A 26,036-nucleotide genomic window follows, 5' to 3' on the forward strand; every position below is an offset into this window, starting at 1 on the left:
TCGATGCTGCAGCGCATCAAGCGCGACACCGACAGGCGCTGAATGCCGCCGGAATGCCAGTGAAGCGGACCGCAGCTGAGCTTTTCATCGAAAAACCGCGCGCTCAGGCGTGTGTGCCCGCACCGTCAGCCGCGCCCGGGCGGCTCCGGTCTTCGCCACAGCCAGACACCGACGATCAGCATGACCGCGCTGCCGGCGGCAGCCATCCACAGGCCCGGTGCCGTGGCGAACAGGAGTGCGGCACACAGCGCCATGGTCGCCGTCGCCGCGCGCTTGGCGCGCCGATGCACCGCTCCGCCCGCCTGCCAGTCGCGGATCATCGCGCCGAACACGCGATGCGCGCGCAGCCAGTCATGCAGACGCGACGAACCGCGCGCCGCGGCCCACGCGGCAAGAAGCACGAACGGGGTTGTCGGCAACCCGGGCACGACGATTCCGATCATGCCCAGCGCCAGAGCAAGCCACGCCAGCAGCAGGTAGGGCAGTCGTCGCACATGCCGCGATCGCTGCGGCACGGTGGCGGGAGCCGCGGGGTTGCCGCCACGCGCCGCGCGCGCACCGGACGCGGCGCGTGTCGGGCCGTCCGTTCGCATGGCGCGCTCGCGATCCGCGCCCGCCGCGCCCGGATCGGGCACGCGATCAGTCCCCGACCCGCACCGAACCGCGCCCGTCCACCTGCTCGAACACGAAGCGGTACACCAGGCTCACGGCCTGCGGCACCTCGTGCGTGCCGTCGGTGCCGCAGGCCTCGTTCGGCGCGGGCGTGCGATCGAACACGCAGCGGAACGCGGGCTCGAAGCGCCAGCGCTGCGTCGCGGCGGCGGCGGACGCGAAAAACGGCTGCGCCGGGGGCTGCAGCGCCGGGCAATCGGGGCTGGTCGGCGCGGGCGTGACGCCCATCACCGATCCATCCTCGGCCACGCCCACCTGCACGCACACCGCCTGCGGCGGAAGGTTCTGCGCCAGCAGGGCCGACGGATACGCCGGCAGCGCGTTGTCCGGCGCCGGCAACGGCGGCGCGAAGGTTTCGTTGGCGGCCAGGACCATGCGCGCCTCGCCGGAGATGCCGGCGGTGACCTCGCGCACGCCGACCTGGCCGCTGCGCGCGTCGGGCGTGTCGGGCGTCGCGGCACAGCCGGCGAGCGCGAGCGGCAGCAGAAAGGGGAGAACGCGCCGCATCGGCTCAGTCGCCCAGCCGCACGGCGCCCAGGCCGTTGGCCACCTCGAACGTGAAGCGGTACACCACGCTCACCGCCTGCGGTTCCTCGTGCGTGTCCTCGCCACCGCACACCTCCCTGGGCTTGGGCTTGTAGTCGAACACGCAGCGGAACGCCGGTTCGAATGTCCATTGCGAGGTCGCGCGAGCCGCGGCTTCGAAAAACGCCGTCTCGGCGTTGCCGGGGGCCGGGCAGTCGGGCCCCTGGCTGACCGGATGCGCGCCGGTGGCCTTGCCGTCCACGTCCACGCTGACCTGCACGCACACCGTCTGCGGCGGCAACGCGCGGTCGATCAGCGCGGCCGGGTATTCCGGCATCGGATTGCCGGCCAGCGGCAGCGGTGGCTGGAAGCGTTCGTTCTCGCCGAGCACGATGCGGTCGGGCGCGGCCGCCGCTACCTCGTCGACCGCCACGTTCGCGCCGGCCTCGTCCTGCGCCTGCGCCAGCGATGCAACCGCCAGCAGCAGCGGCAGCAGATGGATGTTGTGCATGATCCCCTCCGTTGAAAGCGCTCAGGCCCGCTCGCGGACGGCGGGGTTGGTGTCGTCGCCGGGCGCGGGCAATCCCACGTTCGTCGACGCCGCATCGTACACGGCCGCGTCGAGCAGGCCGCGCTCTTTCGCCACCAGCACCGGCACCAGCATCTGCCCGGTGACGTTGGTCATGGTGCGCATCATGTCGAGGACGCGATCGATGGCCACGAGGTAGCCCAGCCCTTCGAGCGGCAGCCCCGCGGCGGCGAGCACCACGGTGGCCATGACGATGGCGGTGCCGGGCACGCCGGCGGTTCCGAAACTGCCGAGCACCGAGGCCAGCAGGATCGCGAAATACTGCGCAGCGCCCAGTTCGATGCCGTAGTACTGCGCGATGAACACCGACGCGATCGCCGGATAGATCGCGCCGCAACCGTCCATCTTGATGCTGGCGCCGAGCGGCACGGCGAACGCGGCGTAGTCGCGATTCACGCCGAGGTTGTGCGTGACGCAGCGGATGGCGATCGGCATCGACGCAAAGCTCGACGAACTCACGAACGCCACCTGCATGCCGGGCGCCGCGCCGCGGAAGAACTTGCGCGGGTCCAGGCCGTGCGCGAGCAGCAGGCCGCCGTAGACCACCACGATGTGCAGCGCGCAGGCAAGGTACAGCGCAAGCACGAAACTGCCGAGCGGCACCAGTTTCTCGAACCCGTACGTGCCGACCAGCGCGGCGATGAGACCGAAGGTGCCGATCGGCGTGAATTCCAGCACGAAGCGCGTGATCTGGATCATCGTTTCGCTGGCCTCGTCGGCGAGCGCGCGCAGCTTCGCGGTCCGCTCGCCGAGCCTGACGAGCGCGATGCCGACCAGCGCCGCGAAGAAGATCACCTGCAGGATCTTTCCGTCCGCCAGCGCCGCGAACGGGTTCGCCGGCACCACGTCGAGCAGCACCTGCACCGGTGTCGGGACCACCTTCGGCGTGTAGGTGTCCGATGCGACCAGATCGCCCACCCCCGCGCCCGGGTCGACGAGCAGCGCGACACCGAGCCCGACGCACACCGCCAGCACCGCCGTGCCCGCGAACCACGCGAACGTGCGCCCGCCGAGCGCGGCAATGCTCTGCTGCCCGTGCAACCGCGCCACGGCACTGATCACCGCGAAGAACACCAGCGGCGTCGCGATCATCTTGATCAGCGTGATGTACAGCGTGCCGAGCGGCTGGAACCACGGCCCCGCACGTTCGCCGAGCAGCCAGCCGACCAGCGCACCAAGCACGAACGCGCCCAGCACGCGCTGCCAGAACGGAATGCGGAACCACGCGGCGGCGATGGATTTCACGGCGATCACGGACCGGGAACGGATATCGCGCCACGATACCGCACGACCGGATCGCGCGGTGGTCGCACGCGCGCGGAATGCCGCATTTCCTTCTCCCTGCGGGAGAAGGTGCCGAAGGCGGATGAGGGCGCGACCGTCCGGCTTGCGTCGAGGATGGAAAGAAGGTGGCGCCCTCATCCGCCCTGCCGGCCACCTTCTCCCGCGGGGAGAAGGAAAAGCGGCGCCATGTCAGTCGACGCGTTCGCGCGAGTGCCTTGTCCGGGATGGCACAGCACATCCGCAGCATAAGCACCCGCCAACAACTCATTTCAGCGACAGGCCCGCGCCGGCGGACGATGCGCTCCCCGGTCGCCACGACCTCGCCGAGCCCATCCATGCGCCATCTGCTTCGCGCCTCGCCCGATCGGCTTCGAACCGTGCTTGCCATCGCGGCTTGCTGCGCGGCGACGCCCGCCTGGTCGGCCGACGACACCCTGACCCTCGAAGCGCTCACCGCGCGCCTGCGTCAGCTCGAAGCCCGCCTCGGCCAGGGCGAACCTGCCGCCGCCAGCGATGCGGCCGGCGAACTCGCCGCACTCGACCAGCGACTGCGCATCCTCGAACGAACGCTCGAGATCCAGCGCGAGGACAGCGTCGCGCTTGCGGCGAAGACGCCGGTGGTTGCCGTCAACGACAAGGGCCTGTCGGCCAGATCGCCCGACAGCCAGTACGACATCAAGCTGCGCGGCACCGCGCAGGCCGACGCGCGCTTCTTCCTCGACGACGATGCAGCCCCGCAGAACGACACCTTTCTCTGGCGACGCATCCGCCCCTCGCTCGAAGGCTCGCTCGGGCCGCTCGTCGCGTTCCGGCTCACGCCCGAGTTTGCCGGCGACGGCACCACCATCGTCGACGCCTATGTCGACGTGAAGTTCGATCCCGCGGCGACCTTGCGCGTGGGCAAGGTGAAAGGCCCGATCGGACTCGAACGCCTGCAGTCGGCGAGCGGCATCGCCTTCGTCGAGCGCGGCTTCCCGACCGAACTTGCGCCCAATCGCGACATCGGCGCCCAGTTGCAGGGCGACCTCGCGAAAGCCTCGGTCAACTACACCGTCGGCGTCTACAACGGCGCGCCGGACGGCCGCGACAGCAGCACGACCAATCCCGACGACGATTTCGAACTCGCCGCACGCGTGTTCTTCGAACCGTTCAAGAACGCGGCCAACGCCTGGTCCGGCCTCGGCTTCGGCATGGCCGCGAGCAGCGGCGACAAGCGCGGCAGCGGCAACAATGTCCTGCCGCGGTACCGCACGCCCGGCCAGCTGCAATTTTTCAACTACCGCGGCGCCGTGCTCGCCGACGGCAAGCACACGCGCTGGTCGCCGCAGGCCTACTACTACCGCAACGCCTTCGGCCTGCTCGCCGAATACATCGAATCGGAACAGGAACTGCTGCTGCCCGGCGACGGCGACGGCGGCGGCACCCGCGCCGAACTGGCCAACAGCGCCTGGCAACTGGCCGGCAGCTGGGTGCTCACCGGCGAGGACGCGAGTTTCCGCGGCGTGGTGAAACCGGACAATCCGTTCGGTTTCGGCGACGGCGGCTGGGGTGCGTTCGAGGTGGCCGCGCGTTACGGCGAACTCGACATCGACACCGCCGCCTTCCCTGTGTTTGCCGATCCGGCCACCGCCGCGGCACGCGCCGCGTCGTGGGGCCTGGGTCTGAACTGGTACCCGAGCAGCAATCTCAAGCTCGTGCTCAACCACACCCGCACCCGCTTCGACGGTGGTGCGGCCGACGGCGCCGATCGCGACGACGAAAAAACGGTGTTCACACGCGTGCAGGTCGCGTTCTGACAGCCATCGCCACAGCGCACCCGACCATTCCCGCCCCGATCCGCTCGCTTCGCGCAGGAGTCCATCGCATGCATTTTCTCCAACGCTTCCGTCTTCCGCATCTCGCCGCAGCCGCGCTGTTCGTCGCCGGCGCAGCGCACGGCAAGGACATCGAACTGCTCAATGTCTCGTACGATCCGACACGCGAGTTCTACCGCGATGTCAACAGCGCGTTCGCCGCCCAATGGAAGGAAAGGAGCGGCGACACGGTGACGATCCAGACCTCGCACGGCGGCTCGGGCAAACAGGCGCGTGCCGTCATCGACGGCCTGTCTGCCGATGTGGTGACGCTCGCGCTCGCCTTCGACATCGATTCGATCGCCGACAAGGCGAGGCTGTTGCCCGCCGACTGGCAGCAGCGCCTGCCCGACAACAGCGCGCCGTACACCTCCACCATCGTCTTCCTCGTGCGCCGCGGAAATCCGAAGAACATCGCGGACTGGGACGATCTCGTCGCGCCCGGGATCAGCGTGATCACGCCGAACCCGAAAACCTCCGGCGGCGCGCGCTGGAACCACCTCGCCGCGTACGCCTACGCGCTGCGCGCGAACGGCAACGACGCGGAACAGGCCAAGGCGTTCCTCGGGCAGCTGTACGCGAACGTGCCGGTGCTCGATACAGGCGCGCGGGGCGCCACGACGACGTTCGTGCAGCGCGGCATCGGCGATGTCCTGCTGGCGTGGGAAAACGAGGCCTTTCTCTCGATCGAGGAACTGGGCCCGGACAAGTTCGATATCGTCGTGCCGTCGCTGTCGATCCTCGCCGAACCGCCGGTGGCGCTGGTGGATCGCAACGTCGACAAGCACGGCACGCGCGAAACCGCCGAGGCGTATCTCGAATTCCTCTACAGCGCGGACGGGCAGCGTCTGGCGGCGAAGCACTACTACCGGCCGCGCAAACCGGAGCTGGCCGATGCCGCCGACATCGCGCGCTTCCCGGACGTGGAACTGGTCACGATTGCCGACTTCGGCGGCTGGGCGAAAGCGCAGAGCGAGCATTTCGGCGACGGCGGCATCTTCGATCAGATCTATGCGCCGTAGTCCTCCATCCGGCCTCCTGATGCCTTCCCGCACTCCTCACCCGATCTTCCGGCGTTTCCCCGCCCCGGGCTTGAGCCCTTCCCCCTTGACGGGGGAAGGGTTGGGATGGGGGTGGCTCCTGACATTGCAGCGCGTTGAACGTTCACTGCGGCAAAGCAATACACGAACAAGATCAAAAGCCGCCCCCATCCCGGCCTTCCCCCATCAAGGGGGAAGGAGACCAGCGGCAGATCAAGAGCAGACCCAACCCTTCCCCCTTCCAGGCGAAAGGGCTTTCGCGTGGTCGCCCGGATGAGCGCCGTCGCTGCCGACATTCCTTCGTCGCCACGCCGCACCCGCCGCGTGCTTCCCGGCTTCGGCCTCACGCTCGGCTACAGCGTCACGTACCTGAGCCTCGTCGTGCTGATCCCTCTCGCCGGGATCTTCCTCAAAACTGCCGATCTCGGCTGGGACGGGCTCTGGCACGTCTGGAGCGACAGCCGCGTCATCGGTGCGCTGCAGTTGAGCTTCGGTACGGCACTGGCGGCCGGCGCATTCAACGCCGTGATGGGCACGCTGGTGGCATGGGTGCTGGTGCGCTACCGCTTCCCCGGCCGCGCACTGCTCGACGCGATGATCGACCTGCCGTTCGCGCTGCCAACGGCCGTCGCCGGCATCGCGCTGACGGCACTGTATTCGGGCAACGGCTGGATCGGACGCTGGCTCGAACCGCTCGGCATCAAGGTGGCCTACACCACGCTCGGCATCACGGTGGCGCTGGTGTTCATCGGCCTGCCGTTCGTGGTGCGCACGGTGCAACCGGTGCTGGCTGACGTGGAAAAGGACTTCGAGGAAGCCGCCGCCTCGCTCGGCGCCAGCCGCTGGCACAGCATCACGCGCGTGGTGCTGCCGACGGTGCTGCCGTCGATCCTCACCGGCTTCGCGCTCGCGTTCGCACGCGCGGTGGGCGAATACGGCTCGGTGATCTTCATCGCCGGCAACATCCCGCGAATGACCGAGATCGCGCCGCTGCTGATCGTCATCAAGCTGGAGGAATTCGACTATGCCGGCGCCACCGCGGTGGCGAGCGCGATGCTGCTGATCGCGTTCGCGCTGCTGTTCGCGATCAACGCACTGCAGGCGTGGGCCGGACGTTACCGCGCCCCGCTGCGCGGATGACGAGGCACGATGGAACTTGCCGAACGCATCGCGGAACAGTCGTTGACGCGCACCCACACGCGCCGCCCGTCGCCGCGCGCTCCGACGACCGAGCCACCGTGGGTGCGCATGCTGCTGATCGCCGGCGCGATCGGCTTCCTCGCGTTCTTTCTGTTGCTGCCGCTCGTCGCGGTCTTCGCCGAGGCGTTGCGGCAGGGCGTCGGCGCGTATCTGGCCGCGTTCACCGAAGCCGATGCGCTCGCGGCGATCCGCCTCACGTTGCTCGTCGCCGCGATCGCGGTGCCGCTGAACCTCGTGTTCGGCGTTGCTGCGGCGTGGCTCATCGCCAAGCACCGGTTCCGCGGCAAGCAGGTGCTCATCACGCTGATCGACCTGCCGTTCTCGGTGTCGCCGGTGGTGTCGGGCCTGGTCTACGTGCTGCTGTTCGGTGCCCACGGCTGGTTGGGGCCGTGGCTGGCCGAGCACGATGTGCGCATCATCTTCGCCGTGCCGGGCATCGTGCTGGCGACGATCTTCGTCACGTTCCCGTTCGTCGCGCGCGAATTGATCCCGCTGATGGTCGAACAGGGCACCGACGACGAACAGGCCGCGCTCAGCCTCGGCGCGTCCGGCTGGCAGACGTTCCGGCACGTCACGCTGCCGAACATCCGCTGGGGCCTGCTGTACGGCGTGCTGCTGTGCAATGCGCGCGCGATGGGCGAATTCGGTGCGGTGAGCGTGGTCTCGGGCCACATCCGCGGGCTTACCAACACCATGCCGCTGCACGTGGAAATCCTCTACAACGAATATAACTTCGTCGCCGCGTTCGCGGTGGCGTCGCTGCTCGCCGGCCTCGCGCTGCTCACGCTCGGACTCAAGACGCTGCTCGAATGGCGTCTGGGGCGGCGCGGCGGCGTCCGGTCGCACTGATTTGCGTCAACGGAGCCCGTTCATGGACATCGACATCCGCGCCCTGCACAAACGTTATGCCGACACGGTGGCCCTGCACGATGTCGACCTGCAGATCCGCTCCGGCGAACTGATCGCGTTGCTCGGGCCCTCCGGCTCGGGCAAGACCACGCTGCTGCGCGCGATCGCCGGCCTCGAGTTCGCCGAACGCGGGCAGATCCTCTTCAGCGGCCGCGACGCCTCGCAGCTCTCGGTGCAGGCGCGGCGCGTCGGCTTCGTGTTCCAGCACTACGCGCTGTTCCGCCACATGACCGTGCGCGATAACGTCGCGTTCGGCCTGCGCTGCAAGCCGCGCGCCGAACGGCCGACGAAGGCCGAGATCGAACGCCGCGCACAGGCGCTGCTCGACACGGTGCAGCTCGGAGACCTCGGCGCGCGCTACCCGCACCAGCTGTCCGGCGGGCAACGCCAGCGCGTGGCGCTGGCGCGCGCGATGGCGATCGACCCGACCGTGCTGCTGCTCGACGAGCCGTTCGGCGCGCTCGATGCAAAAGTCCGCGCCGAACTGCGCACCTGGCTGCGCCGGATCCACGACGACACGGGCTACACCACGGTGTTCGTCACGCACGACCAGGAAGAGGCGATGGAGCTGGCGGACCGCATCGTGGTGCTGAACGCTGGCCGCATCGAGCAGACCGGCACGCCGGAGGCGGTGTACGCCGATCCGCAGACGCCGTTCGTGTTCGATTTTCTCGGACGCGGCAACGTGATCGAAGGCCGCTTCGAGCGCGACGGCTTCGTGCCGGCCGGCCAACGCCACCGGCGCTTCGCGACCGCATCGCCGGCACACGGCGACGGACGCATCCTCGTGCGCCCGCACGATCTCGCGCTCGGCACGCCGAACGAGGGCCTGCCCGCGCGCGTGCGCAAGGTGCGCACGCTGGGCGGGCGCGTGACGCTGGATCTGGATGTCCCGGGTCAGAAGCGGCCGCTGGAAATCGATCTGGCCGCGTCACCGGGCCTGCGGGCACCGCGCGAGGGCGACAGCGTGGGCGTGACACCGCTGCGGTTTCATGTGCTGGGGTGAGTGAGGGGCGGCGTGGTCGGTGCTTCGATTGCCGGCGATTGTGGTTTGCCGGGAATCGTTGAACTGAAGTGGCCGGACAGGGCCCACCCCCTTCCGCCTGCCGGCACCTTCCCCCGCTGCGCGGGAGAAGGATTGCTTCGTTTCTTGCCCGGACGATCCGAAACGCTCCACCTGTACGCGGCCTACAGCGAAGTGTCACTTCTCCCGCGCAGCGGGGGAAGGTGCCGGCAGGCGGAAGGGGGGGGCCGGCGCATCAATCGAACGGCGCCAACCGGCCGTCTAGTTGACCGTCCCGTAATGCTTCAGCGACGCCGTCGCAGACGCCTTCGCCATCTCGCTCGCATAACGTTGGTGCAGGATGTTCACCCGCTCCACGTAGCGCTGCGTCTCGTCGTACGGCGGCACGCCACCGTACCGATCCACCGCGCCCTCGCCCGCGTTGTAGCCGGCCGCCACCTTGGTCAGGTCGCCGTCGAAACGCTTGGTCAGCCACGCGAGGTAACTCACGCCGCCGTCGATGTTCTGCGCGGGCGTGAACGGATCGCTCACCCCGAACCGCGCCGCGGTCGCCGGAATCAGCTGCATCAGCCCCTGCGCACCGGCGCGCGATACCGCGTTGGGGTTGTAGGCGGATTCGGCATGCATGATGGCGCGGATCAGCGCCGCATCCACGCCGTGCAGCGCGGCCGCGGCCAGCACTTCGTCCGCGTACGCGGTGAGATTGAGCCCGACAGAATTGAAATCGACGCCCGGTTTCACCCCGCAGGCAAAACACGTCTCGATGTACGAGAACAGCACCTGCGCCTTCTGCCCCGCCGGACGCCGGTTGGTGTAGTGCGTGATGCCGTTCTTCTCGTACTTGTAGACCGCGCCACGTGTGATCGTGGGCTTGGCACCGGCCGGCACGGTTGCGGCCAGCGGTTCCCCGTCGCCGACGGCCGTGCGGAATTCGACCCCGCCGACCGCGGGCGTGCCGGCCGGCGCAGCGGATGCCGCGGCAGGCTTGGCGGCCGGGTAATTTCCGAGCAGGCTGCACTTTGTGTAGCCGTCGCGCGTGCTGGTGTATGCCGTGGCGCCGTGCTTATCGGTGCAGCGGTACAGCGTGCCGGCGGAGGCAACCGACGACGCCAGCAGGCACGCCAACAGGCCGAACGCAGCGAGAAACTGCGCGCGCGCGAATGCCTGAAGGTGCGGTCCCCTGCCGTCCATGCGGCCCAGTGTCCGCGAAGAAACCGAAAAAGCCAAGCGCGGGCCTGAGGTTACGAGTGGTCCGTGGGCAGACCGGCAAGTAGAATGGAAAGTTCGCCCGCCCCACCCGACCCGAGAACCGCCATGTCCGGCAAGTTGTTCATCAAGACGCACGGCTGCCAGATGAACGAGTACGACTCGGCCAAGATGGTCGACGTACTGGCTGCCGAACACGGCCTGGAACTGACGCAGATCGAGGCCGAAGCCGACGTGATCCTGGTCAATACCTGCTCGATCCGCGAAAAAGCGCAGGAGAAAGTCTTCAGCCAGCTCGGCCGCTGGCGCGAGCTGAAACAGCACAAGGAGGGCGTGATCATCGGTGTCGGCGGCTGCGTGGCGTCGCAGGAGGGCGAGGCCATCATCAAGCGCGCGCCGTTCGTGGACCTGGTCTTCGGCCCGCAGACGCTGCACCGCCTGCCGGACATGATCGACGCCCGCCGCAGCACCGGCAAGCCGCAGGTCGACATCAGCTTCCCCGAGATCGAGAAGTTCGACCGCCTGCCCGAGCCGCGCGCGGAAGGACCGACCGCGTTCGTGTCGATCATGGAAGGCTGCTCGAAGTACTGCAGCTATTGCGTGGTGCCCTACACGCGCGGCGAGGAGATCAGCCGGCCGTTCGACCACGTGATCGTGGAAGTGGCGCAGCTCGCCGCGCAGGGCGTGCGCGAGGTGAACCTGCTCGGGCAGAACGTCAACGCGTACCGCGGCGCGATGCACGACGGCAGCATCGCCGACTTCGGTTTCCTGATCCGCGCCATCGCGCAGATCGACGGCATCGGCCGCATCCGCTTCACCACGTCGCACCCGATGGAATTCTCCGACTCGCTGATCGAGGCCTATGCCGATGTCCCGCAGCTGGCGAACTATCTGCACCTGCCGGTGCAGGCCGGCTCGGACCGCATCCTCTCGGCCATGAAACGCGGCTACACCGCGCTCGAATACAAGCAGCGCATCCGCAAGCTGCGCGCGGTGCGGCCGGACATCGCGATCTCCACCGACATCATCGTCGGCTTCCCCGGAGAGACCGATGCCGATTTCGAGAAGACGATGACACTGGTGGAGGACATCGGCTTCGACCAGAGCTTCACCTTCATCTACTCCTCGCGCCCCGGCACGCCGGCCGCGAACCTGCCGGACGACACCCCGATGCAGGTCAAGAAGGACCGACTCGCGCGCCTGCAGGCGGCGATCGATGCCAACGCGAAGCGCTACTCGGCCGCGATGGTGGGCAGCGTGCAGCGCGTTCTCGTCGAAGGACCGAGCCGCAAGGATCCGGCCGAACTCACCGGCCGCACCGAAAACATGCGCTACGTGAACTTCCCGGCGCACGCGCGCCTGATCGGCCGGTTCGTCGACGTGACGATCACCGAGGCGATGAGCAATTCGCTGCGCGGGCGCGTGGCGATGACCGACGACATCGCCGCGTAGCGCGCGTTCCCCGCGGCGCGGTGCGCCGGACCGGCGGCGCTACCGCTTCGCCGTGGCGTCCTGCGCACGCGCCAGCCACGCGCGCGCGTCGACGATGCGGCTGTCGCCGTCGAACTGCGCGTCCCAGCGCGGCATCCATGTGGCGCAGAACGCGATCAGCGCCGCGTCCTCGCGGCGCGAGGCGAGCGTCTCGGCCACGTCCCAGGCGTACATGGGCACGCTCGGGTGTTCTTCGCCGAGCGCGACGATGGACTGCTGCAGCAGATCGCGGCGCAGGGCCAGCGCGGCAGCCGTGTCGCCGGTCTGTTCGAGGAACATGCCGTAGGTCTGCACGTAGGGCAGCGAGGCCCCGGCGCCGACGCCATGCACGCGCTCGGCCGCGGCACGCGTGTCCTCGAACAGGCGTCGCGCCTGGTCGAGCTTGCCGTTGGCCTGCAGCGCACGCGCGTACCAGATCCCGGACAGCCAGGTGTGTTCCTTGTCCGGGCCGAATTCCTTCACGCGGTATTCGTGCACCTGCCGCATCAGCGGTTCGGCTTCGGCCGGACGCCCCATGTCCAGCAGCAGCGCCGCCAGCTGCTGGCGCGTGCTGTGCACGTTGGCGTGGTCGTCGCCCAGACGCTTGCGCAGCGACTCGAAGGAGCGCTGCATCAGCGGGAGTGCCTCGTCGGGACGCTCGGTGACGCGGAGCATGATGGCCTCGCGCTCGAGCCAGCGCGCGATCAGCGGATGATCGGCATCGTGCGTGCGCTCCAGCGCCACGCGCGTGCGGTGCGCGAGCTCGATGGCCTCGCGGTTGCGCTCGCGCTGGCTGTAGGCACGCAGCAGGTGGTCGAGCGCATCCATGTGCACGCCTTCGGTCATGCCGAACTCGGCTTCGGTCTGCGGCACCAGGCGTTCCAGCGTGGCGATGGCGCGTTCCTCCTGGTCGGTCTCGACGTCGACGCCGGCGAGCCCGACCTCGAACGGCAGCCGCAGCCGCGCCGGCGCCCCGGCCGGGATCGCGGCGAGCCCGTCCGCGTACATGCGGCGCGCGTCGTCCAGATCGTCGCGCGCGAGCAGCAGGCGCGCGAGCATCTGACGCACCGCAAGCGCATCGGCGTCGGCGCGGCCGAAGGCGGCTTCGAGCGTGTCGAGCGCGACCTGCGCCTGCTCGGCGCCTTCCGGGCGCGCACCGGCCATGTACAGCGATTCGGACAGGTTGTGCCGGACCACGCCTTCGAGGCGCGGATTGCCGGCGAAGCGCGCATGGATGCGCGGGATCGCGGCGACGAGGGCGTCGCGCAACGTGATGTCGAGTTGCGCATTGAGCGGGTTCGCCGCGCGGATCACGTCCTGCAGCAGGAAGTCGCGCACCGCGGTGGCGACCTCGGCCTGCTCTTCGGCGTGCCGCTCCGCGACAAGCGCCGCCGCCGCCGCCGCGCGCGCTTCGCCCGCCTGATGCAGCGCAACGCCGATGCCGATCGCAAGCGACAGCAGCACCAGCGCTGCCGCCGCCACGCCCACGCGATGCCGCTGCACGAAACGCGTGCCGCGGTACAACGCCGAGTCTGGCCGTGCGCGCACCGGCTTGCCGTCGAGCCAGCGGCGCAGATCCTCGCCCAGCGCCGCCGCCGATGCGTAGCGGCGTTCCGGCTCGCGCCGCAGCGCAGTCAACACGATCGTGTCGAGGTCGCCGCGCATGTGGCGCGCGAGACGTTCGACGGCCTGCCCGCGCTCGCCGTACGCCTGCGTGCGCTGCGCCGCGTCCGCGCGCCGCACCGTCGCGCTCGGACGTTCGATCGTGATGGCGCCGTCGGCGCCCGGGCTGCCGCGCTGCTGCGGCAGACGCCCGGTCAGCAGCTCGTACAGCACCACGCCGAGCGAAAACACATCGGTGGCGGTGCTGACGGGTTCGCCGCTGGCCTGCTCGGGCGCCGCGTAGGCCGGCGACAGCGCGCGCACGCCGGTGCGGGTCAGCTCGGCGTCGTCGGTGTCGTCGAGCAGTTTGGCGATGCCGAAATCGAGCACGTGCGGCTGGCCGTCGGCGCCGACGAGGATGTTCGATGGTTTGAGGTCGCGATGCACCACCAGACGCGTCTGCGCATGCGCGACCGCGTCGCAGACCTGCGCCACGAGCGCCACGCGTTCGCGCACGTCGAGCGCGCGCTGGCGCGCGTGCAGGGCGATCGGCACGCCTTCGACGTGTTCCATCGCGTACCACGGCCGGCCGTCGGGCGCGAGGCCGCCGTCGACGAAGCTGGCGATGTTCGGATGGTGCAGCTGCGCGAGGATGCGGCGTTCGCGTTCGAAGCGGCGCACGATCTCGTCGCTGTCCATGCCGCGCTTGAGCAGCTTGAGCGCCACCTGCTGCACGAAGCCCTGCTCGCTCGCCTGCGCGAGCCACACCTCGCCCATGCCGCCGCGCCCGAGCAATTGCAGCAGGCGGAACCGTCCGACGCGTTCGAACGGCGGCGCGGCAGTTTCGGCCGTGTCGGCGTCCGCGCCGGCAAGACGGCCGAGCACCGTCGGCGCGGCATCGGCGATGCCGGCGTCGAGCAGGCCTTCGGCGATATCGTCGGCCTGCAGCATCGCGCGCAGCTCGCGCGCGAACGCGGCGTCCTCGCGCGCGAGTGCCGCCAGATGCACGTCGCGCGCCGGCCCGTCGAGATCGACCAGTTCCTCGAAGCGTTGCGACAGACGCTGCCAGCGCTGCGGATCCGCGCTCATTCGGGCAGCACCTCGGCGTTGCTCAGGCGCGCGTGCAGAAAGGCGCGCGCGCGGCGCCAGTCGCGCTTGAGGCTGCGTTCGCTGCGGCCGGTGACGTCGGTGATCTCGGCCAGCTCCATGCCGGCGAAAAAGCGCATCTCGACCATGCGACCGAGCTCCGGCTCGACTTCGGCAAGCTGTTCCAGCGCCTGGTCCAGCGCCAGCAGTTCGCTGTCGCGGCCGGCCGTGGCCACCTGCGAATCGAGTTCGAGCATCACCTCGCCGCCGCCGCGCTTGCCGGCGACGCGCTGGCGGGCGTGATCGATGACGAGCTGCCGCATCGCGCGCGCCGCGATGGCGTAGAAGTGCGCGCGGTCGTTCATGCGCAGCGCATCGGGCCGGGCAAGACGGAACCACGCCTCGTGCACCAGCGAAGTGACCTGCATCTGGCCACGCTGTCGCCCGAGCTGGCGCGCGGCGATGTGGCGCAGATCGTCGTAGACGTGCGCAAACAGCTGCTCCGACGCGGCCGCATCTCCATCGCGGGCCTGGTGGATCAGTTCGGTGATGTCGACCATGGCCGTGCGCACCGCGGAGTTCCTGCGACAGCGTATCGCAGCCTGCCGCCCCGCGCACAGGGCGGCAGGTCAGCCGGCGAAGCCGCCGGCGTCGAGAAAGGCCCGTTCGGCGGAGGTGGTTTCGCGGCCGAGCATGGGGTTGCGGTGCGGGAAGCGGCCGAAGCGGCGGATGATGTCGCGATGCACCTCGGCGTATTTCAGCGACTCGCCGCCGATCGGCTGCATGCAGGCCACGCAGCGATCCTGGTCCGACACGGCCTCCGAGTGCATCAGCGGCATGTAGACGAACGGGCGCAGCGCCGCTTCGATGCGCGCATCGAATCCCGCGGCGAGCGCGCGCTCGGTGAAATGCAGTGCCAGGCCGTCGGTGGCGAACATGTGTGCGGTGCCGCGGAAGGCGTTGCGCGGGAACTGGTCGAGCAGGATCAGCAACGCGAGCACGCCGTCGGGCGTGTCGGCCCAGGCGTCGCGCTCGCGCCGGGCGGCGGCGTGGTGGGCATCGAGGAAACGTTCGCGGAAGCGTGTGTCGAAGGCATCGTCCTGCGCGAACCAGCGCTGCGGGCCGGCGTCGCGCCAGAAGCCGATCACGGCCTCGATGTTGCGCTGCGTGTTCATTCCACGGCCTCCACGTCGGCCTGCGTTTTCGCCGCCGCGGCCTCGGCGTTGAGCGCGCGGCTCTCGCGTTTGGGTGCGACGAACGGCGTCGGCTTCGGCGCACTGGGCGTGTTGCCGTAGATCATGCTGCGGCCGGCTTCGAGGTTGCCGCCGGCGATTTCGAGCTCGAAGCGTTCGGCGTCGCGCTGGCGGATGAGCTCGGCGACATCGGCCGCCTCGCGCTCGGACACGCCGAGCTCGCGCAGCGCGGCCTCGCCGAAGCGCAGGGCCGATTCGAAGGTTTCGCGGATCTGGAAATCGACATTGTGTCCGACCAGTTCCAGCGAATGTTCGCGGTCGAAGGAGCGCACCAACACCTTCGCCTGCGGGAACTCGGCCTTCACCAGCTCGACGATGCGCGTGGCGGCGGCCTTGTCGTCCACGCACACAGCGATCGCGCGTGCGTGGCCGGCGCCGCAGGCGTGCAGCACGTCGAGGCGGGTGCCGTCGCCGTAGTAGATCTTGAAGCCGAACTCGGCGGCGCTCTGGATCATCTCGATATCGGTATCGATGATCGTGACATCGGCCGAGCGCGCCAGCAGCGACTGGCTGGCCACCTGGCCGAAGCGCCCGAAGCCGATGATCAGCACCGAGCCGCTGAGGCCCTCGGCCTTGTCCACGCCGTCGAGTGACAGCGCCGCGCGGCGCGTGAACGGACGCAGCGCGAGCGTGGTGAGCGGGGTCAGCGCCATCGACAGCACCACGATGGCGGTGAGGTTGGCGTTGACCTCGGCATCGATGACGCCCGCAGCCGCGGCGGCCGCGAACAGCACGAAGGCGAATTCGCCGCCCTGCGCCATCAGCACGGCGCGGTCGAGCGCTTCGCCGTGGCTGCTGCGCAGGAGTCGCGCGACGACGTAGATGCACAGCGCCTTCGCCACCATCAGCGCGAGCACGCCAGCGACGATAAGCTGCCAGTGGCTCGCGACCACGCCCAGATCGAGCGCCATGCCGACGCCGAGGAAAAATAGCCCGAGCAGGATGCCGCGGAACGGCTCGATGTCGGCTTCGATCTGGTGGCGGAAGATCGATTCGGACAACAGCACGCCGGCGAGGAAGGCGCCCATCGCCATCGACAGCCCGCCGAGCTGCATCAGCAGCGCCGCGCCGAGCACGACGAGCAGCGCGGCGGCCGTCATCACCTCGCGCGCCTTGGCCGCGGCCAGGATGCGGAACATCGGATTCAGCAGCCAGATGCCCGCCACGATGAGCCCGCCGAGCGCGCCCAGGCCGATGCCGACGCTCGTCCAGCGCGAGCCTGCCTCGGCCACCGGTTGCGGCGACATGAAGGCCACCAGTGCCAGCAGCGGCACGATCAGCAGGTCCTCGAACAGGAGGATCGCGACGATTTTCTGGCCGTGCGGCAATGCGATGTCGCCGCGCTCGCCGAGCAGCTGCATGACGATGGCGGTGGAGGTGAGCACGAAGCCCATGCCGCCGATGAAGGACACCGGCAGCGGAAACCCGAAGGCCACGCCGATGCCTGTGAGCACCGCCGTGCACGTCAGTATCTGTGCCGAGCCCAGGCCGAAGATCTCGTTGCGCAGCCCCCACAGGTGCGACGGCCGCATCTCCAGTCCGATGACGAAGAGGAACATCACCACGCCCAGTTCGGCCACGTGCAGGATGGCCTGCGGATCGGAGAACCAGCCGAAGCCGTACGGACCCACGATGAGCCCGGCGGCAAGGTAGCCGAGCACCGAGCCGAGCCCGAGCCTGCGGAAGATCGGCACGGTGACGACGGCGGCGCCGAGCAGGGCGACGACGCTGATGAGATCGCTGGCGCTGCTTTCGGCGGCCATGGGACATCCGGTGCGGGAACAGCGGGGATGCTACCGCGTGTGGCGGGGGATGTTCAGCTCTGCCGACGACGGAGACGGATTGCGATAGCGTGTACGAGAGTGTGAGATCCCGTCAGAACCCGTCGTCCCGGCGAACGCCGGGACGACGGGGCTTGCGCGCGGCGTGCGTCTCGTCGTCGCAGCAATCAGTCGAGCCGCTTGCTGAAGCGCAACACCGCCAGCGTCAGCACCACCGCCGTGAACCCCACCAGCGCCAGCGCATCCGGCCACAGCTCGGCCACGCCCGAGCCGCGCAGCATGGTGCCGCGGATCAGCCGCAGGAAATGCGTCAGCGGCAACACTTCCGCCAGCCACTGCACCACGCCCGGCATGCCGGCGAACGGGAACATGAAGCCCGACAGCAGGATCGACGGCAGGAAGACGAAAAACGCCATCTGCATCGCCTGGAACTGCGAGCGTGCGATGTTGGAGATCAGCAGGCCGAGCGTGAGGTTGGCCGCGATCAGCAGCATCGCCGCAATGTACACGTCCGGCAGCGACCCGCGGATCGGTACCGAAAACAGCAGCATGCCCAGTCCCAGCACCACGGTGGTCTGCAGCAGTCCGATGCCGATGTACGGCAGGATCTTGCCGAGCATCAGTTCCAGCCGCGTCAGCGGCATGGTGATGAGCAGCTCCATGTTGCCGCGCTCGCGCTCGCGCACGATGGCCACGGCGGTGAACAGCACCATAGTCATCGTGAGGATGACGCCGATGAGACCGGGCACGATGTTCACCGCCGAGCGGCGTTCGGGGTTGTAGAACGCCACCACCGAGATCGGTGCCTCGCGCGCAGCGCCGCCGGGGGCGGTGTCGAGCGGGAGTTGCGCGAGCTGCACCGCGGCGCTCTGCACCACCGTGTCGCTGCCGTCGACGAGGATCTGCACCGCCTCGCGGCCCTCGGCACGGCGGCGGTCGAAATCGCGCGGGATCGCGATGCCGACGCTGATGCGCCCGGCGCGCAGCAGCGCCATGAGTTCCTGCGGCGTTTGCACATGCTCGCCGACCTGCACCACGCCCGTGGCGAGCATGTCCTGCACCAGCGCGCGCGACTGGTTGGTGCCGGCCTCGTCCGCCACCGCGGCCTGCAGGCCGCGCAGGTTGAGGTTGATGGCGTAGCCGAACAGCACCAGCTGCATGACCGGAATGCCGATGATCATCGCCAGCGTGGTGCGGTCGCGGCGCAACTGGCGCAGCTCCTTCAGCATCACGGCCAGCAGGCGCTGGACGCTCATGCCGCGGGCCTGTCCTGCTGCGACGCGCGCGCGCGTCCGTGCGTGGCGGCGACGAAGACGTCCTCGAGGCTCGGTGCGACGGCGGCCATCGATGCGTCCGGGTCGGCCGCGCGCAGTGCCTCCCGCAAAGGATCGATGCGCTCGCCGTCGAGCGCCAGCACACGCAGCTCATTGCCGATCTGGGCCACGCTGACCACGCCCGCCAGCGCCGCGAGCGCGGCCTGCGCCAGGCGCGGGCGCGCCGACGCCACCCCGAACGTGCGGCCGTCGAGCGCCTGCGACAGCGCCGCCGGCGTGCCGTCGGCCACCAGCACGCCGCGGTCGAGGATGGCGAGGCGGTGGCAGCGTTCGGCTTCGTCCATGTAGTGCGTCGAGACCAGAATGGTGGTCCCCGCGTCGGCGAGTGCGAAGAGCTTGTCCCAGAAGTCGCGGCGCGATTCGGGGTCGACCGCACTCGTGGGTTCGTCCAGGAACAGCAGTTCGGGCGCGTGCATCACCGCGCCCGCCAGCGCGAGGCGCTGCTTCTGGCCGCCGCTCAGCGTGCCCGCCAGTTGTTTCGCGCGGTCGGCGAGGTGGTAGTCGCGCAGCAGCGCGTCGACGCGGAGCCGGACCTGCGCACGCGGCAGCGACTGCACCGCGGCGATGAATTCGAGGTTCTCGCGCACGGAAAGGTCCTCGAACAGCGAAAAGCGCTGCGTCATGTAGCCGATGCGCCGCTTGAGCGCCTCGGCGTCGGCCGGGATGCGCAGGCCGAGCACGTCGATGTCGCCCGCGGTCGGCGTGAGCAGGCCGCAGAGCATGCGGATGGTCGTCGACTTGCCCGAACCGTTCGGTCCGAGAAAGCCGTAGACCGCGCCTTTCGGCACGTCGAGGTCGACATTGTCGACGGCGCGCAGAGGGCCGAACTGTTTTGTCAGGCTGCGGGCACGGATGGCGAGGGTGGCGGTCATCGTGCCACGCTGCGGTGTGGAGGCGCCGGTTCGGTGGGGTTGTCGAGATGGTGGAATTGATCGGCTTCGTTGCCCCCCTTCCGCCTGCCGGCACCTTCCCCCGTTGCACGGGAGAAGGACGCTTCGATCGATCGGACCGAGAACGACAAACCTGCCGTATCCATGAACACCACGGCGAAGAACGCCTCCTCCCGCACAACGGGGGAAGGGTGAGGCCGGTTACCACCGGCCGAACGCAGGCGGAAGGGGGTCGCTGTCCCAACCGGACGCGCAACGTCCATTCCTACTTCTCTCCCGCTTCGATCTCGACGCGCAACGGCAAGCCGACCGCCAGCGCCGCCGCCTCCGCCCCCAGCTGCACTTCGGCCAGATAACTCAGGCGCGCGGCATCGTCGCCGTGCAGCGCGTAGTACGGCGTGAAACTCGGCGTGCTGCGGATCATGCGCACACGGCCGGCGAAGGCGCGCGTCTCGCCTTCCAGCAGCACGCGCACGCCGTCGCCCACGTGCACGTCCGCGCGCAGCGGCTGCGGCACGTAGACACGGGCGTACGGCGCGTCGCCGACCAGCAGGTGCACCAGCGGCGCGCCGATGGCGACCTGATCGCCAACCTCGTACGGCAGGCTGTCGACGATGCCCGCGCGCGGCGCGTGCACGCGCAGGCGCTGCAGATCGACGGCGAGTCGATCGACCTGTGCCTGCGCGGCCGCGAGCGCGGCGTCCGCCTGCGCGATCTGCTCTGCGCGCGTGCCCTGTTCCAGCAGCGCGGACGCGGCGCGCGCGGCGCGCAGGCTGGCGGCGGCGCTGTCGTGTGCGGCGCCTGCCGCGTCGGCCTGCGCCCGGGGAACCAGGCCGCGCGCCAGCAGCGCGTCGACGCGTTCGCGCTCGAGCCGGGCATTGCGTTCCAGCGCGGCGGCGGCGGCGATCTGCGCGCGCGCCTGCTCGCGCTCCTCGCCGCGGGCGCCGGCCTGGCGTTCGGCAAGGACGTCGCCGAGTCGCCGCACCTCGGCCTGCGCCGCAGCGAGGGCGGCGCGGCTGCGGGCCTCGTCCAGACGCACGAGCACGGCGCCGGCGGCGACCTGCTCGCCTTCGCGCACGGCGATCTCGACGATGGGCTCGAACGCGGGCGCCGGCAGTGCGATGCGGTCGCGCTCCAGCGTGCCGAGCACCTGCGGCGGCGCGGGCGAGCAGGCGGCGAGCGAAACCAGCGCGAGCGCGGCGAGCGGGAGGCGGCGGTCAGGCATGGTCGAACTCCAGTCCCCGCGCGAGCAGGGTCAGCACGTGCCGCTGCAGCACGTCGAAGCCGAGGTCGCCGGTGGCGAAGATCTGTTGCCACAGCGGGCGACCGGCGATGGGGAACAGCGTGAGGCCGATCAGCGAGACCACGAGCAGGCGCGGATCGAGGTCGGGATTCAGTGCCCCGCGCGCCTGCGCCGAGGCGAAGCGTTTCGCCAGTTGCTGCGGCAGCATCGGGCCGATGCGTTCGATCAGCATCCCGCGCAGCGCGCCGCCTTCGCTCAGCACTTCGCGCACCCACAGCGCGGGAAACCACGGATGCGCCGCGACCAGCGCGCCGACGGCGGCAACGAAGCCGGCCACGAGGCGCGCGGGATCGTCTCCGGCGCCGTCGACCGCGCCGCGCATGCCGCCGAGCAGCGGCAACAGCCGTTCCTCGACCACGGCGTCGACCACGCGCTCGCGGCTGCCGAAGTAGTAGTTGACGAGCGCGGGCGTGACCCCGGCTTCGGCGGCGATGGCACGCAACGGCGTGGTGGCGATGCCGCCGCGGACGAAGCAGCGCAGCGCGCCGTCGAGGAGCTCGGCCCGCTGATCGGTCCCGGCCGCGGGCCGTCCGGGGGCGCGGGGCTTGCGTGGACGCCTGGTCTGCGCAGCGGGGGGGTTCGCCACGGCGGGCTTGGCCGTGGCGGCTTTGGCTGCGGCGGCAGCGCGGGCTTTCGGCGGAGGTCGACGTGCCATCGGCAAAATTTAATTTCATGTTTAATTATTTGCAATGCCGCGGCCTGCCGCGTTGCCGACGATTCAGCTGCCGTTGGACGACCGCATGCCTCGCACTGCGAGGGCGCCGGGACATCGGCCGCACGCAAGCCCTGGCCGCGCCCGTCGCCCGCCGCACACCCGGCGCTGGCCCGCACCCCAACCGCGCGCTAGGCTTGCCCCGATGACCGCCCCGACCCAACGCGACTTCGCGCTCACCCCCGAAGACAACGAACGCCTCGCCAATCTCAGCGGGCCCGCCGATGCACACCTGCGCCAGATCGAGCTGCGCCTGGGCGTGGAAATCGCCAACCGCGGCCACGTGTTCCGCGTGATCGGCGACGACGACGCCGCGCATGCCGCCGAACGCCTGCTGCGCGCGCTCTACACCGCCACCGAGGACCAAACCCTCGACGCCCACGCCGTGCACCTGCGCCTGCAGGAATCGGACGCCGAGCGCTTCGTGCAACGCGCCGCCGAGCGCGCCGCGCAGGGGGCGCAGGAGGTGGCGATCAAGGTCAAGCGCGGCACCATCACCGGGCGCGGACCGAACCAGGCGCGCTACCTGCACGCCATCGCCACGCACGACATCAACTTCGGCGTCGGCCCGGCCGGCACGGGCAAGACCTTCCTCGCCGTCGCGATGGCCGTCGAGGCGCTGAACGAATCGCGCGTGCAGCGCATCCTGCTGGTGCGCCCGGCGGTGGAGGCCGGCGAGAAACTCGGCTTCCTGCCCGGCGACCTGAGCCAGAAGGTCGACCCCTACCTGCGCCCGCTGTACGACGCGCTGTACGAGATGCTCGGCGTGGAACGCGTCGCCAAACTCATCGAACGCAGCGTCATCGAGATCGCCCCTCTGGCGTACATGCGCGGCCGCACCCTCAACGACGCCTTCGTCATCCTCGACGAGGCGCAGAACACCACCATCGAACAGATGAAGATGTTCCTGACCCGGCTCGGTTTCGGCAGCACCGCCGTGATCACCGGCGACCTGACCCAGATCGACCTGCCCAAGCACGTGAAATCGGGACTGCGCGACGCGGTGGAGGTCCTGCACGAGGTGGACGGCGTCAGCTTCACCTTCTTCACCGCCGGCGACGTGGTGCGCCATCCACTGGTGGCGCGCATCGTCCGCGCCTACGATGCACGCGACGCCGCCGGCAGCGCCTGACGGCCGCGTCCCACGCCCCGCGTCCGAGCCCGAGCGCACGCCATGCCCCGCACCGCCGTCGAACTGGACCTCGCCGTCAGCTATGCGATTCCGCGTCGCGGCCTGCCGGCGGCGGTCTCGTTCCGGCGCTGGGCGCATGCCGCGCTGGCCGGCCGCATCAAGCGCGCGGACCTGGCGCTGCGCATCGTCGGCGAACGCGAGGGCCGCGCGCTCAACCGGCACTACCGCGGACGCGACTACGCCACCAACGTGCTCAGCTTCCCCGCGGAACTGCCGCCGGGAGTAACGTTGCCGATCCTCGGCGACATCGTGCTGTGCGCGCCGGTGGTCGCGCGCGAGGCACGCGAGCAGGGCAAGGAACTGCTCGCGCACTACGCCCACCTCACCGTGCACGGCGTGCTGCACCTGCTCGGCTGGGACCACGAGAACACGCGCGAAGCCGAGGCGATGGAAGCGCTCGAACGGCAAATCCTTGATTCCCTTGGATTCGACGACCCCTACGCCGACTAGATCCTGCCCCGCCGCGTTGCATGTCCGCAGGAAATTTCCGCTAGACTCAGACGCCATCCGTCTTCCGGCCCTGCCGCACTCCGATGCCCGAGGAACCCAGTAGTAGCGGTTCGCCGTCCCGATCCTGGTTCGACCGACTCAGCCAGGCCATCTCCGGCGAACCGCGCAACCGCGAAGAACTCCTGGAGGAGTTGCGCGGCGCCCAGGCCAACGGCCTGCTGTCGGCAGACACGCTGTCGATGATCGAAGGTGCGATCACCGTCTCCGATCTCACCGTCTCCGACGTCATGGTGCCGCGCGCGCAGATGGTGGTGCTGGCGGCCGACTCGCGCTTCCTGGACGTGATGCGCGCCGTGGTGGAATCGGGCCATTCGCGCTTCCCCGTGCACGGCGAGGACCGCGACGAAATCCTCGGCATCCTGCTGGCCAAAGACCTGCTGCGCGGCGTCGTCGAGGACAACGGCCCGGCGTCGATTCGCGAATTGCTGCGTCCGGCGGTGCTCATCCCGGAGTCCAAGCGCCTCAACGTGCTGCTGAAGGAATTCCGCCTCTCGCGCAACCACATGGCGATCGTGGTCGACGAATACGGCGGCGTGGCGGGCCTGGTCACGATCGAGGACGTGCTCGAACAGATCGTCGGCGAGATCGACGACGAACACGACGATGCCCCCGGCGAGCAGACCCTCATCGAAGCCCAGGCCGACGGCCAGTACGTGGTCGACGCGCTGACGCCGATCGCCGACTTCAACGAACGCTTCGGCGCCGATTTCGACGACGACGAGTACGACACCCTCGGCGGCCTCATCACCGCGGCCATTGGCCACCTGCCGGAGACGGGCGAGGAAATCGTGCTGGGCCGCTTCGAATTCCGCATCGCGCGCGCGGATGCACGGCGCGTGCACGCGCTGCACGTGGGTGTGCGCGGGGCGGAATGAGCAGGGTCGCGGTGGCGCGCGCTGCAGGCGAAGGTGTGCGGGTGTGCGACGCGTTCCCGCTGCCGGCCCCCTTCCGCCTGCGTTCGGCCGGTGGTAACCGGCCTCTCCCTTCCCCCGCTGCGCGGGAGAAGGAATGCTCCGGCGCACCCCATGGCTATCCCGAAACGATGCGCACTGCACCTGCCACCGCACATAGGGTTGCCACGGCAACTGCAATCGCAGGCGCAGATGTAGTTGCAGGCGCAGGCGCAGTCTCGATTGCGGTTGCGATTGCCAAGGCCACTGTTGCCATCATTGCTGCTACCACTACCACTACCACTGTCACTGCAAATGCGATTGCCACAGCCGCCGATCTTGCTGCCTCCGCCGCCGCCGCAGCAGCAGCGATGACGCCACAATGACGCAGCAACGACACCAGTCCGAGTCCTTCTCCCGCGCAGCGGGGGAAGGGAGAGGCCGGTTACCACCGGCCGAACGCAGGCGGAAGGGGGCGCTCCTGCTCCTCATACTTCTGCTCGCCCTGCTCTGCACCACCGCCCTCGCCCAGGTCCCGCGCATCGGTGTCGTGACCATGGCCCCGGGCGAGGACTACTGGGCCCGCTTCGGCCACAACGCCATCCTCGTCGACGATCCTGCCGCCGGCACGCGCACCCTCTACAACTACGGCTACTTCGACTTCGAACAGCCCGGCTTCCTCACCCGCTTCCTGCGCGGCCGCATGCTCTACGAACTGGCCGCGCTGCCGATGGAGCAGGACCTGCGCGGCTACGAGATCGACGGCCGCGGCGTGATCCTGCAGTGGCTCGACGTCACCCCCGAACAGGCCTTCGCGTTGCGCGACTTCCTCGTCTGGAACGCGCTGCCGGAAAACAAGGACTACCACTACGACTATTTCCTGCAGAACTGCTCGACCAAGGTCCGCGACGCGCTCGACGACGCGCTCGGCGGCACGCTGAAGCGGCAATGGCAGGGCCGTTCGCACGGCTTCACCTACCGCAGCGAGGCGTTGCGGCTGTCGTCGACGCTGCCGTGGCTCTATCTCGGCATCCACCTCGGGCTCGGACCGTTCGTCGACCGGCCGATGACGTGGTGGGACGAAGGCTACGTGCCCGGCCGCCTCGCCGACGCCCTGCGCGAAGCAAAGACTGCCGACGGCGGTCCGCTCGTGGTGCAGGAACTGCAACTGCTGCCGCAGCGCATCGCGCTGCCGCCGTCATCGCCGCCGGACTGGCGCTGGCGGTTCGCCTTCGCCGGGCTTGGACTCGCGCTGCTGTTCGGACTCGCGCTGCACCCGCGCGCGCCGCGTGCCGCACGCGTGGCCGGCGCCTCCGCGATCGGCGTGCTGTGGCTCGGGTTCGGCCTCGTCGGCCTCGGCCTGCTCGCGCTGTGGATCGCCACCGACCACAGCGCCGCATGGCAGAACGAAAACGCGCTGCTCTTCAATCCGCTGTGCCTGCTGCTGCTTGCCGCCGTGCCCGCGCTCGCCCGCGGCGACGCACCGAGCCGCTGGCTCGCGCGCTTCGCCCTCGCCGTCGCGGCCTGCGCCTGCTTCGCGTTTTTCTTCAAGTTCCTGCCGTTCCGCATCCAGAGCACCGGCGACTGGATCGCGCTGCTGCTGCCGCTGCACCTGGTGCTTGCGCTTCGCCTGCGTCCCGCGCGACGCGCCTGACGCAACCACCCCGCAAACGCGGGGGTCACACCACCGCGTTAACACGCCACGCTACGG

General features: G+C 69.6%; 23 protein-coding genes. 10 read left to right on the plus strand and 13 right to left on the minus strand.

Annotated elements, in window-relative coordinates; translation table 11 throughout:
* Positions 1–125 precede the first annotated feature (125 nt).
* Genes HNQ52_RS04385 through HNQ52_RS04400 form a run of 4 tightly spaced genes read right to left on the minus strand, consistent with a single transcriptional unit; the run spans position 126 to position 3,031 of the window.
* Positions 126–593: a DUF454 family protein gene (locus HNQ52_RS04385; protein ID WP_183959868.1), complete on the minus strand. Its 468-nt coding sequence runs from the start codon at positions 591–593 to the stop codon at positions 126–128.
* 46 nt (positions 594–639) lie between these two features.
* Entirely contained in the window at positions 640–1,179 is a 540-nt protein-coding gene (locus HNQ52_RS04390; RefSeq protein ID WP_183959869.1) for a hypothetical protein, read from the minus strand.
* 4 nt (positions 1,180–1,183) lie between these two features.
* Positions 1,184–1,708 carry a hypothetical protein gene (locus tag HNQ52_RS04395; protein WP_183959870.1) on the minus strand — a complete coding sequence of 175 codons (525 nt, stop codon included), beginning with the start codon at positions 1,706–1,708 and terminating at the stop codon, positions 1,184–1,186.
* Between the two features lie 21 nt (positions 1,709–1,729).
* A complete protein-coding gene (locus HNQ52_RS04400) occupies positions 1,730–3,031 on the minus strand; it encodes a cation:dicarboxylate symporter family transporter (protein WP_183959871.1) in 1,302 nt (433 codons plus the stop codon).
* A gap of 374 nt (positions 3,032–3,405) precedes the next feature.
* Here HNQ52_RS04400 and HNQ52_RS04405 point away from each other — a divergent pair, with 374 nt between their 5' ends.
* The 5 genes from HNQ52_RS04405 (at position 3,406) to HNQ52_RS04425 (ending at position 9,078) form a co-directional block, all read left to right on the plus strand.
* A complete protein-coding gene (locus HNQ52_RS04405; protein WP_183959872.1) occupies positions 3,406–4,866 on the plus strand; it encodes an OprO/OprP family phosphate-selective porin in 1,461 nt (486 codons plus the stop codon).
* Positions 4,867–4,934: 68 nt separating this feature from the next.
* Positions 4,935–5,945, plus strand: a complete 1,011-nt coding sequence (locus HNQ52_RS04410) for a sulfate ABC transporter substrate-binding protein (protein WP_183959873.1) — start codon at positions 4,935–4,937, stop codon at positions 5,943–5,945.
* 291 nt (positions 5,946–6,236) lie between these two features.
* The gene (cysT, locus tag HNQ52_RS04415; protein ID WP_183959874.1) at positions 6,237–7,103 is read left to right on the plus strand and encodes a sulfate ABC transporter permease subunit CysT; all 867 of its coding nucleotides are present in this window, start codon (positions 6,237–6,239) and stop codon (positions 7,101–7,103) included.
* Between the two features lie 9 nt (positions 7,104–7,112).
* A complete protein-coding gene (gene cysW / locus HNQ52_RS04420; RefSeq protein ID WP_183959875.1) occupies positions 7,113–8,012 on the plus strand; it encodes a sulfate ABC transporter permease subunit CysW in 900 nt (299 codons plus the stop codon).
* 22 nt (positions 8,013–8,034) lie between these two features.
* Complete coding sequence (locus HNQ52_RS04425) at positions 8,035–9,078, plus strand: sulfate/molybdate ABC transporter ATP-binding protein (RefSeq protein WP_183959876.1); 1,044 nt, start codon at positions 8,035–8,037, stop codon at positions 9,076–9,078.
* 279 nt (positions 9,079–9,357) lie between these two features.
* On the opposite strand, the gene HNQ52_RS04430 is transcribed toward HNQ52_RS04425, so the two are convergent.
* A complete protein-coding gene (locus HNQ52_RS04430) occupies positions 9,358–10,287 on the minus strand; it encodes a lytic transglycosylase domain-containing protein (protein ID WP_183959877.1) in 930 nt (309 codons plus the stop codon).
* Between the two features lie 123 nt (positions 10,288–10,410).
* Between HNQ52_RS04430 and miaB the strand changes: the two genes are divergently transcribed.
* The gene (gene miaB, locus HNQ52_RS04435; RefSeq protein ID WP_183959878.1) at positions 10,411–11,754 is read left to right on the plus strand and encodes a tRNA (N6-isopentenyl adenosine(37)-C2)-methylthiotransferase MiaB; all 1,344 of its coding nucleotides are present in this window, start codon (positions 10,411–10,413) and stop codon (positions 11,752–11,754) included.
* 39 nt (positions 11,755–11,793) lie between these two features.
* Here miaB and HNQ52_RS04440 read toward each other — a convergent pair whose 3' ends face one another.
* The 8 genes from HNQ52_RS04440 to HNQ52_RS04475 all read right to left on the minus strand — a co-directional run bounded on the left by HNQ52_RS04440 (position 11,794) and on the right by HNQ52_RS04475 (position 21,676).
* Positions 11,794–14,463: a serine/threonine-protein kinase gene (locus HNQ52_RS04440; RefSeq protein ID WP_183959879.1), complete on the minus strand. Its 2,670-nt coding sequence runs from the start codon at positions 14,461–14,463 to the stop codon at positions 11,794–11,796.
* Positions 14,460–15,032: an ECF-type sigma factor gene (locus HNQ52_RS04445; RefSeq protein WP_183959880.1), complete on the minus strand. Its 573-nt coding sequence runs from the start codon at positions 15,030–15,032 to the stop codon at positions 14,460–14,462. Before HNQ52_RS04445 ends, HNQ52_RS04440 begins: the two co-directional genes overlap by 4 nt.
* Positions 15,033–15,089: 57 nt before the next feature.
* Positions 15,090–15,635, minus strand: a complete 546-nt coding sequence (locus HNQ52_RS04450) for a DUF924 family protein (protein ID WP_183959881.1) — start codon at positions 15,633–15,635, stop codon at positions 15,090–15,092.
* On the minus strand, positions 15,632–17,476 hold the full coding sequence (locus HNQ52_RS04455) for a monovalent cation:proton antiporter-2 (CPA2) family protein (protein ID WP_183959882.1): 1,845 nt from the start codon (positions 17,474–17,476) through the stop codon (positions 15,632–15,634). Before HNQ52_RS04455 ends, HNQ52_RS04450 begins: the two co-directional genes overlap by 4 nt.
* Before the next feature lie 185 nt (positions 17,477–17,661).
* Positions 17,662–18,750: an ABC transporter permease gene (locus tag HNQ52_RS04460; protein WP_183959883.1), complete on the minus strand. Its 1,089-nt coding sequence runs from the start codon at positions 18,748–18,750 to the stop codon at positions 17,662–17,664.
* Positions 18,747–19,682, minus strand: a complete 936-nt coding sequence (locus tag HNQ52_RS04465; protein ID WP_183959962.1) for an ATP-binding cassette domain-containing protein — start codon at positions 19,680–19,682, stop codon at positions 18,747–18,749. Before HNQ52_RS04465 ends, HNQ52_RS04460 begins: the two co-directional genes overlap by 4 nt.
* 301 nt (positions 19,683–19,983) lie before the next feature.
* Positions 19,984–20,943, minus strand: a complete 960-nt coding sequence (locus HNQ52_RS04470) for an HlyD family secretion protein (RefSeq protein ID WP_183959884.1) — start codon at positions 20,941–20,943, stop codon at positions 19,984–19,986.
* Positions 20,936–21,676, minus strand: a complete 741-nt coding sequence (locus tag HNQ52_RS04475; RefSeq protein WP_183959885.1) for a TetR/AcrR family transcriptional regulator — start codon at positions 21,674–21,676, stop codon at positions 20,936–20,938. Before HNQ52_RS04475 ends, HNQ52_RS04470 begins: the two co-directional genes overlap by 8 nt.
* Before the next feature lie 202 nt (positions 21,677–21,878).
* Between HNQ52_RS04475 and HNQ52_RS04480 the strand changes: the two genes are divergently transcribed.
* From HNQ52_RS04480 to HNQ52_RS04495, 4 genes are all read left to right on the plus strand, one after another.
* Complete coding sequence (locus tag HNQ52_RS04480; protein ID WP_183959886.1) at positions 21,879–22,865, plus strand: PhoH family protein; 987 nt, start codon at positions 21,879–21,881, stop codon at positions 22,863–22,865.
* Positions 22,866–22,907: 42 nt separating this feature from the next.
* Positions 22,908–23,375, plus strand: coding sequence for an rRNA maturation RNase YbeY (ybeY, locus tag HNQ52_RS04485; RefSeq protein WP_183959887.1), 468 nt, complete (start codon positions 22,908–22,910; stop codon positions 23,373–23,375).
* Between the two features lie 83 nt (positions 23,376–23,458).
* Positions 23,459–24,310, plus strand: a complete 852-nt coding sequence (locus HNQ52_RS04490; protein WP_183959888.1) for a CorC family transporter — start codon at positions 23,459–23,461, stop codon at positions 24,308–24,310.
* 571 nt (positions 24,311–24,881) lie between these two features.
* Complete coding sequence (locus HNQ52_RS04495; RefSeq protein ID WP_246387604.1) at positions 24,882–25,979, plus strand: lipoprotein N-acyltransferase Lnb domain-containing protein; 1,098 nt, start codon at positions 24,882–24,884, stop codon at positions 25,977–25,979.
* The last annotated feature ends 57 nt before the right edge of the window (positions 25,980–26,036 follow it).

The organism is Chiayiivirga flava (assembly GCF_014202825.1).
GTDB classification, from domain to species: domain Bacteria; phylum Pseudomonadota; class Gammaproteobacteria; order Xanthomonadales; family Xanthomonadaceae; genus Chiayiivirga; species Chiayiivirga flava.

Coding starts and splice junctions, on each gene's coding strand:
- HNQ52_RS04450 (WP_183959881.1), bottom strand. CDS start 15,635: ATGAACACGCAGCGCAACATCGAGGCCGTGATCGGCTTCTGGCGCGAC.
- HNQ52_RS04440 (WP_183959879.1), bottom strand. CDS start 14,463: ATGAGCGCGGATCCGCAGCGCTGGCAGCGTCTGTCGCAACGCTTCGAG.
- cysW (WP_183959875.1), top strand. CDS start 7,113: ATGGAACTTGCCGAACGCATCGCGGAACAGTCGTTGACGCGCACCCAC.
- HNQ52_RS04405 (WP_183959872.1), top strand. CDS start 3,406: ATGCGCCATCTGCTTCGCGCCTCGCCCGATCGGCTTCGAACCGTGCTT.
- HNQ52_RS04425 (WP_183959876.1), top strand. CDS start 8,035: ATGGACATCGACATCCGCGCCCTGCACAAACGTTATGCCGACACGGTG.
- HNQ52_RS04385 (WP_183959868.1), bottom strand. CDS start 593: ATGCGAACGGACGGCCCGACACGCGCCGCGTCCGGTGCGCGCGCGGCG.
- HNQ52_RS04395 (WP_183959870.1), bottom strand. CDS start 1,708: ATGCACAACATCCATCTGCTGCCGCTGCTGCTGGCGGTTGCATCGCTG.
- HNQ52_RS04460 (WP_183959883.1), bottom strand. CDS start 18,750: ATGAGCGTCCAGCGCCTGCTGGCCGTGATGCTGAAGGAGCTGCGCCAG.
- HNQ52_RS04475 (WP_183959885.1), bottom strand. CDS start 21,676: ATGGCACGTCGACCTCCGCCGAAAGCCCGCGCTGCCGCCGCAGCCAAA.
- HNQ52_RS04430 (WP_183959877.1), bottom strand. CDS start 10,287: ATGGACGGCAGGGGACCGCACCTTCAGGCATTCGCGCGCGCGCAGTTT.
- HNQ52_RS04470 (WP_183959884.1), bottom strand. CDS start 20,943: ATGCCTGACCGCCGCCTCCCGCTCGCCGCGCTCGCGCTGGTTTCGCTC.
- HNQ52_RS04455 (WP_183959882.1), bottom strand. CDS start 17,476: ATGGCCGCCGAAAGCAGCGCCAGCGATCTCATCAGCGTCGTCGCCCTG.
- HNQ52_RS04480 (WP_183959886.1), top strand. CDS start 21,879: ATGACCGCCCCGACCCAACGCGACTTCGCGCTCACCCCCGAAGACAAC.
- ybeY (WP_183959887.1), top strand. CDS start 22,908: ATGCCCCGCACCGCCGTCGAACTGGACCTCGCCGTCAGCTATGCGATT.
- HNQ52_RS04495 (WP_246387604.1), top strand. CDS start 24,882: ATGGCCCCGGGCGAGGACTACTGGGCCCGCTTCGGCCACAACGCCATC.
- HNQ52_RS04490 (WP_183959888.1), top strand. CDS start 23,459: ATGCCCGAGGAACCCAGTAGTAGCGGTTCGCCGTCCCGATCCTGGTTC.
- cysT (WP_183959874.1), top strand. CDS start 6,237: ATGAGCGCCGTCGCTGCCGACATTCCTTCGTCGCCACGCCGCACCCGC.
- HNQ52_RS04410 (WP_183959873.1), top strand. CDS start 4,935: ATGCATTTTCTCCAACGCTTCCGTCTTCCGCATCTCGCCGCAGCCGCG.
- miaB (WP_183959878.1), top strand. CDS start 10,411: ATGTCCGGCAAGTTGTTCATCAAGACGCACGGCTGCCAGATGAACGAG.
- HNQ52_RS04390 (WP_183959869.1), bottom strand. CDS start 1,179: ATGCGGCGCGTTCTCCCCTTTCTGCTGCCGCTCGCGCTCGCCGGCTGT.